This is a genomic window from Streptomyces sp. NPDC057137, from assembly GCF_042670825.1.
Lineage (GTDB): Bacteria > Actinomycetota > Actinomycetes > Streptomycetales > Streptomycetaceae > Streptomyces.
Genome location: NZ_JBHUUW010000006.1, coordinates 202,635 through 208,952, shown reverse-complemented (window position 1 = coordinate 208,952; position 6,318 = coordinate 202,635). Strand labels below are relative to the sequence as shown.

The window sequence follows — 6,318 nt, the reverse complement described above, 5'->3', positions numbered from 1 at the left end:
AGGTGACGGCGACAGAGAGCCCTAACCGGGCTGTGCCACCGGTCCGTTGACCCGCGCGGCACCGGAACGCCTCGCGAGCGCCTGCCCGATGAGCACCGTCCGCCTGCGGGTGAACAGCCGGGGCAGCGTCACGGCGAACGCGTTCAGACGCCCCGACTGCACACTCGGCCGCCGTCCGCGGTCGAGCACGCGCAAGGCGGTTCGGACGACCTGTTCCGCCGTCTGGTAACTCCCCTTGTACGTGCCGCCGCTGAGGGTGTCGAAGAACTCCGTACGCGTGAGACCCGGCGCCAGGGACAGCACGCGCAGACCGGTGCCGCGCGACTCGGACCACAGGGCCTCCGTGAAGCTGAGCACGAACGCCTTGCTCGCCGCGTACACGGCCATACCCGGGGTCGGCGAGTACGCGGCCATGCTCGCGACGTTGACGAGGATGCCGGTGCCGGCGGCGCGCAGCGGATCGATGAACGCGCGTGTGATGTCGACGAGGTTCGCGACATCCACGTTGATCTCGTCGGTGAGGCGTTCCGGGTCCTCTTCGTGGAATGCGTTGTCGGTGCCGAAACCGGCGTTGTTCACCAGGCCGGTGACGGCGATCCCCCGCTCGGCGAGGTCGGCGGCGAGCGTACGGCCCGCTCTCGGCATGCTGAGATCGAGGGCGACCGGGGTGGCCCGTATGCCGTGAGCCGTCCGGAGTTCGGAGGCCAGCGCTTCGAGGCGGTCGAGTCGCCGGGCCACCAGCACGACGTCGGAGCCGCGGCGCGCCAGCTCGCGGGCGAAGGCCGCGCCGATGCCGGAACTCGCGCCGGTGATGACGGTTGTCTGCCGGGAGTAGTCGATGCCAGTCATATCTGCACCATAGGCATGTCTGTGCACTCGGTGCAAGAAGTGCACTGGGTGATAATGGCGTACGCTGGGCGGATGGCCGACCCACCCACTCTCCGCGAACGCACACGTCGTGCGGTGCGGGCGGAGATCACGGAAACGGCGCTGCGCCTCTTCGCGGAGAACGGCTTCGAGGCGACGACGGTCGACCAGATCGCCGCCGCGTCGGGCATCTCACGCCGCTCGTTCTTCCACTACTTCGGCAACAAGGAAGACCTCGTCCTCGGCGACACCGAGGCCCTGGGCGAAGCGGTCCGCACCGCCCTGGAGACCCGCCCACCCGAAGAACCGGCCTGGCCGGCGATCCGCGCGGCACTCCTGACCCTCCAGTCGGCCGACCTCCCGGCGGAACCCCTCGCGGTGGCCCGGATGTGCCACGACGCCCCCTCGCTGCGGGCCAGGCACTTGGAGAAACACCTCCGCTGGCAGTCACTCCTGGCCCCTGACATCCACCGCCGCCTCGGTCTTCCCCCCTCGGCAACCCCCGACCCCCGCGCCCGCGCCTTCGTCGCGGCGGCCCTCGCCTGCCTGGACGCGGCGGTCGACGCCTGGTGCGAGTCGGACGGCGCGTCGGACCCGCTCGAACTCTTCGACAACGCGGTGGCGGCGCTCCGCGCGTAGCGGCTGTCGCCAAGAGGGCGGCCGACGTCACCAGCCGTGCTCTGCGAGTCCGCTCGACGGTCTCGCTCTGCTTGTGGTGCACGACGTGCACCAGCCGCAGATGCGCGGGATCGACCTCGACGCCGGTCTCCTCCCTGAGTTCCCGAGCGGCACCGACGCTCATGGGCTCGCCCTGGTCGAGCTTGCCGGACGGCATGTGCCAGCGGCCGTAGCCGTACGGGCTGCCGCGCTGGGAGAAGAGGATCTTGTCTCCGTCGCGGAGAAGGACGTGCGTGTCGATGACGGGCTGTGCGGGGTGCGGATTCATGGTTCCTGGGGTGCCCTTCTCGACAGGGAGGAGAGGAGACGTTGTGCTTCCGGCAGGCTGATCGGGCCGAGCGTCAGAGCGGCGTCGCTGTCGCAGCGGATGCAGTCGTGGTGGAAGTACAGGTCGAGGAAGCCGCCGCCGGTGGCTGTTTTGAAGGCGGCGCCGAGGCGGCGCATGACCTGTTGTGCCTCGGGCCATTCGGTCAGGTTCCGCTCGACTCCCTGCGCTGGTGCGCCCAGGAGGTGTGCGAGCCGGTCGGCGGTGGTGACGGTGATGTCGCCCAGGTCGACCCTGTCTTGCTCCACCGAGAGGCTGGGCACGTCGAGATCGTGCCCACGCATCGCGGCGCGTAAGGCGTCGGCCGTCTCGTGGACCGGTGTTGTGGCGTGTGGGTGCGCATCATCGGGCGTGGTGCTCATGGAAACTCCGGGGAGTCGTCGTCCTCGTCGGCGTATCGCGCTCAGCCCCGAGCCGCGACGGCGGCGGTCAGGGCGAGGAGGAGGCTTGTGACGCTGAGGTAGGTGTAGAGGCCGTGGATCAGTACGGGGTGTTCCCGGCGAATGGCTCTGAGCACGGCGAGTGCGGTTCTGGGGAAGCTGGTACGCGGACGGGAGGCGGGCCTGTTGCTCATGGCAGGCCGTCCGGCTCCGCCGGCTGCCAGCGGCGCAGGGACTCCAGCAGGAGTCGTAGCAGTTCGGTGTCCGTCTTTGGGACTTGTGGGGGCTCGCCGCCGGGAGTGAGGACGAACGCCGGCCGCCTCCCGTGTGCGACCGTCACCCGGTCACCGGCCCGACCGGAACCGTGCACCAGGTGCACGTCCCCTTGCGTCCCCAGTCGCGGGCGAAGTACGTGACGAGCCGCATGCCACGCCCGCCCTCGTCCTCCGGACCCGCCTCCCGTACCTCCGGAGCGCCGGACGAGTGATCGTCGACTTCGATCAGCGCCTCACCGGCGGTGTCACAAGTGATCCGGAACGACACCGAGTTGGCGTCGCCATGGACGATCGCGTTGGTCACGATCTCGCTGACCAGCAGCTGCACCGTACTGATGGTGTCGCTGTCCCGTACGCCGGCTTCGCCGAGCACGGCGGCCGTGACGCGGCGCGCGGTCTCCACGTGCCTCGGCTGCGCGTCGAACGACAAAGCAGCCTGTGCGGCCCTCATCGGCTCTCTCCAGGTCGCCGTCTTCGTCCCAGCCGCCTGTGCCAGTGGGGTCGGGAACGCGGGATTTGTCACGGTGGTCACCACACGTCTCCTCTCATTGGCCGCTTTTGATCGCGGTGCGTGTAGAGCTAACTCCGCAACGTGCTCGGCCCGGTACCGTGAGAAGCAGGTGCAACCGTGAAAGCCATGAATTAACCGGGGAGTTGGCATGGCCCAGGCATCTCAGAACGGCCGCAACGCAGGTCTCGAAACATTGCTTGAACAGGCGCGATGGTCCCGAACCCAGCTCGCCAACGCCGTGAATCGCATCGGTGCCCAGGTCGGCATCTCCCTCAGGTACGACCAGTCCGCCGTCTCGCACTGGGTGGCCGGCACCCAGCCGAGGGAGCAGGTCAGACCGGTGATCATCGAGGCGCTCGAACGCAGACTCGCGCGCCCGGTGACGTATACGGAAGCGGGGCTTCGGCCGCTGAAGGACGGGAGGGGGTCGGCCAGTGGGGACACTGTCGAGTCCCTGTTGGATCTCGGAAGGGCAGACATGGACCCCTCGCGCCGCGGAGTTCTCACCGCCGGTCTGTACTCAGCCGCCCTCGCCGTGCCTCTGTTCGCCGGTGAGGCACACGCAGAGGAGCGCGAACGCGCCACCAAGCCCACCACCCACATCGGTGCGGGTGAAGTGGCGACCGTGCGAACGATGACCGAGCGCATCGCTGACATCCTCGACGAGTTGGGAGGCGGTCACGCCAGGCCGATGGCGGCGGCCTTTCTCGTCAACACCGTCGCCCCCTACCTGCGGGCTTCCGCCTCGGAACACGTCAGGAGAGACATGCTCTCCGCAGCCTCGGACCTGACATACCTCACGGGCTGGATGGCCATGTTCGAGCGTCAACACGGGCTCGGACAGCGGTACTACGTCAAGGCGTTGGACATCGCGCGCGAGGCGAACGACCACGTGACGTACTGCCGCACCCTGCGTGGCATGAGCCTTCAAGCGTCGCACCTGCGTTACGGGCGTAAGGCCCTGGAACTCGCGGACTCGGCCGCGGAGGCGGCCCCGCAGTCCGGGCCCCGACTTGTCGCCTTCCTGCGGGGCCAGCAGGCACACGCATCAGCGATGGTGGGTGCCAGACGTGCGGCGTTCGACCGGCTGCGCGAGGCCGAGGTGGCGCTCTCGAAGGCCGACTCGCGCAGAGAGTCGATCGGCGGGTACGACCAGGCCGCCTATCAGTTCCATGTCGCTCACGTGCTGCACGAGACCGGCGACCTGCCCGGCTCGATCGCGGCCTTGAAGACGGCGCTGCGGGCGCAGCCGAAACAGGAACGCCAGGGGCGTGTGCACTTCAACGCGATCATGGCTCAACGGCAGTTCGAACTCGGGCACATCGAGGAAGCGTGCGCGACGTGGGGCGCGTTCCTGGATGGATACGCGGGTCTGTCGTCCGCACGAGGCGACGAGCACTTCGCGACCATGCGCAGGCGCACCGCCCCGTATCGGAAGGTGCGGGCGGTCCAGGAACTCAGCGCGCGCGCACGGCAGATCGCAGCGCTGAAGAGCTGACAACGAGAACGGCCTCGGCTGCGCGAAGCCGGTTGTTGAAACAGCGGCGGTGGTGGTCCCCCAGAAGGAAATTCGGCAGCTCGACCAGGCTCGTGGCGGCTCGGTTGGTCGGCTCCCAGAGACGGCGCGGCGATCACCCACGGCCAGTAAGGCGACACCCGCCCGAGGTGTCGGGACATACGCACACCAATCCAGCCCGTTCGGCGGAGGAGAAGCCGAGGTTGCCGGCCTACGGAGTCCCGCCGCCCTGTGACGGGCTCGTCGGCAGCGAGCGGATGTCGGGGCCCAGTTCGGGGACTTTGATCTCGTGTCCCCGGCCGAAGCTCTTGAGGGTCGCAGGGCCCTCCTTCTTGCCCGCCCGGTAGGTGTAGCAGACCTCGGTCTGACTGCACTGCTCGCAGAAGGAGTTGGCGACGAACGGGGACAGCGGAACGGGCCCCTCGGGGCCGTTCACGTAGAACATGTCGTTTTCCACAGGGCGTTCCCACGTGAAGATCCGTCGCTCGAAGTCCGGGTGATCGCCGGTCGCGTCGCGCGCGATGACGTGGAAGTCGTCCGACCTGTGCTGATAGGTGCACGAAACCGTCAGGAGCCAGGGAGTCGCCATGAGGAACCCCGCCCGGCCGAGGGCGCGGTCGAAGGAGATCCTGCACTCCCGCACGCGCAGCGCGGACTCGGGCTCGCTCTTCGGTTTGTCACCGTGCGCGGCCCGGTTGCGCTCCGTGCGGAGCGAGTTGAGGTCCTCGACGATCCCGGGGCTCCCAGGCTGCCCGGCCAGCGCCGGCAGGAACCCGGGGAGCAGACCGGGGGAGCCGACCGGCAACGGACCCAGTCTGCCGAGCCACGTCGTCCACGTACCGAACATGGCGCCCCGCTCGACAAACGCCCTACGGAGCTCGGCAAGGCGCAGCTCCGCGTACCGGCGCCGTTCCTTGTCCGCGTCCGTGTCCGCGTCGTTCTGCTCATACGCCGCCCGGAGCAGTGCCGCGGCTGTGACGCTGACGGTGATGGCCAGCGTCTCGGCGGCGTCGAGCAAGGCGTCGTACTGTTCCTTCGCGGTGGGGGCCAGTTGCAGAGTGCGTACGGCGCGAGCCACCGGATGGGGGAGGGTGCCCCGCGCCCGGGTCAGTACGTCGGTCGAGTGGACGGACTCGCGGCCGGCACTGGGAGATCCGCCCCCGGCCGGCGGGAGGAAGAGCGGTGGGGAGTAGGCGGCCCGAGGCGGGGCCGGGGGTGCGGGAGGAACGATGTCCCAGACCGCCACCACTGGGGCGGCTCCTGCGGCGAACGTCTGAGTGTCGAAGACGGCCGCGGGCGACGTCTGGCGTCTGCGCCACAGCCACCGTCTGACCAGAAGCCGTATCCAGGTGGGTAGCACCCCGAAGAGCCCGACGAAAGTGATGACGGCGAGCAGGGTGTCCAGCCAGACGGGTAACTCCCTCGGTTCCGTGCTGGCCGGGATGCTCGCGGCCGCGAGGGCTCCCCATCCGATCGTCAGCCAGAACGCCCAGTCGCGGTACAGCGGTCCGTCGTACAGCCGCATCACGGTATTGAGACGCTTCGGTGCGGGCAGAGGTGGCGCGGACGGGAAGTGCCGGGGATCGCTACTGTCCATGCGGACATGGTCCTACCCCAGGCGCCGGACAAGACCCCTTTCGTCAACACATTCGGTCTGATGGGTTGATGACGGCGAGTTCGATCAGCGATCGCCCCCTACGGGATACGCCCGGGCCGGGGCCTCGGGTACGAGCGCGGCGCGTCAGTGAGTACACGTCCTCGCCGTC

Annotated in this window: 7 protein-coding genes and 1 pseudogene; 2 read left to right on the top strand and 6 right to left on the bottom strand. The window is 68.9% G+C overall.

What is annotated here, in order from left to right; all coding sequences use genetic code 11:
- Nucleotides 1-21: 21 nt before the first annotated feature.
- Nucleotides 22-849 (bottom strand): SDR family NAD(P)-dependent oxidoreductase, encoded by an 828-nt coding sequence (locus ACFT9I_RS08230; RefSeq protein ID WP_382561954.1) that lies wholly within the window; start codon nt 847-849, stop codon nt 22-24.
- Between the two features lie 72 nt (nt 850-921).
- Between ACFT9I_RS08230 and ACFT9I_RS08225 the strand changes: the two genes are divergently transcribed.
- Nucleotides 922-1,506: a TetR/AcrR family transcriptional regulator gene (locus tag ACFT9I_RS08225; protein ID WP_382561952.1), complete on the top strand. Its 585-nt coding sequence runs from the start codon at nt 922-924 to the stop codon at nt 1,504-1,506.
- 49 nt (nt 1,507-1,555) lie between these two features.
- Here the strand turns inward: ACFT9I_RS08225 and ACFT9I_RS08220 are convergent.
- The 4 genes and pseudogenes from ACFT9I_RS08220 to ACFT9I_RS08205 form a co-directional block, all read right to left on the bottom strand.
- A pseudogene (locus ACFT9I_RS08220) lies at nt 1,556-1,813 on the bottom strand (NUDIX domain-containing protein); the annotation flags it as partial.
- Nucleotides 1,810-2,232, bottom strand: coding sequence for a hypothetical protein (locus ACFT9I_RS08215; RefSeq protein WP_382561951.1), 423 nt, complete (start codon nt 2,230-2,232; stop codon nt 1,810-1,812). The pseudogene ACFT9I_RS08220 and the gene ACFT9I_RS08215, both read right to left, overlap by 4 nt.
- Nucleotides 2,233-2,273: 41 nt before the next feature.
- Nucleotides 2,274-2,444, bottom strand: a complete 171-nt coding sequence (locus ACFT9I_RS08210; protein WP_382561949.1) for a hypothetical protein — start codon at nt 2,442-2,444, stop codon at nt 2,274-2,276.
- A gap of 142 nt (nt 2,445-2,586) precedes the next feature.
- Complete coding sequence (locus ACFT9I_RS08205) at nt 2,587-3,057, bottom strand: ATP-binding protein (protein ID WP_382561947.1); 471 nt, start codon at nt 3,055-3,057, stop codon at nt 2,587-2,589.
- A gap of 127 nt (nt 3,058-3,184) precedes the next feature.
- Here ACFT9I_RS08205 and ACFT9I_RS08200 point away from each other — a divergent pair, with 127 nt between their 5' ends.
- Nucleotides 3,185-4,534, top strand: coding sequence for a hypothetical protein (locus tag ACFT9I_RS08200; protein ID WP_382561945.1), 1,350 nt, complete (start codon nt 3,185-3,187; stop codon nt 4,532-4,534).
- A 229-nt stretch (nt 4,535-4,763) separates the two neighbouring features.
- Here ACFT9I_RS08200 and ACFT9I_RS08195 read toward each other — a convergent pair whose 3' ends face one another.
- The gene (locus ACFT9I_RS08195) at nt 4,764-6,149 is read right to left on the bottom strand and encodes a hypothetical protein (RefSeq protein ID WP_382561943.1); all 1,386 of its coding nucleotides are present in this window, start codon (nt 6,147-6,149) and stop codon (nt 4,764-4,766) included.
- Between the last annotated feature and the right edge of the window lie 169 nt (nt 6,150-6,318).

Coding starts and splice junctions, on each gene's coding strand:
- ACFT9I_RS08210 (WP_382561949.1), bottom strand. CDS start 2,444: ATGAGCAACAGGCCCGCCTCCCGTCCGCGTACCAGCTTCCCCAGAACC.
- ACFT9I_RS08225 (WP_382561952.1), top strand. CDS start 922: ATGGCCGACCCACCCACTCTCCGCGAACGCACACGTCGTGCGGTGCGG.
- ACFT9I_RS08215 (WP_382561951.1), bottom strand. CDS start 2,232: ATGAGCACCACGCCCGATGATGCGCACCCACACGCCACAACACCGGTC.
- ACFT9I_RS08230 (WP_382561954.1), bottom strand. CDS start 849: ATGACTGGCATCGACTACTCCCGGCAGACAACCGTCATCACCGGCGCG.
- ACFT9I_RS08200 (WP_382561945.1), top strand. CDS start 3,185: ATGGCCCAGGCATCTCAGAACGGCCGCAACGCAGGTCTCGAAACATTG.
- ACFT9I_RS08195 (WP_382561943.1), bottom strand. CDS start 6,149: ATGGACAGTAGCGATCCCCGGCACTTCCCGTCCGCGCCACCTCTGCCC.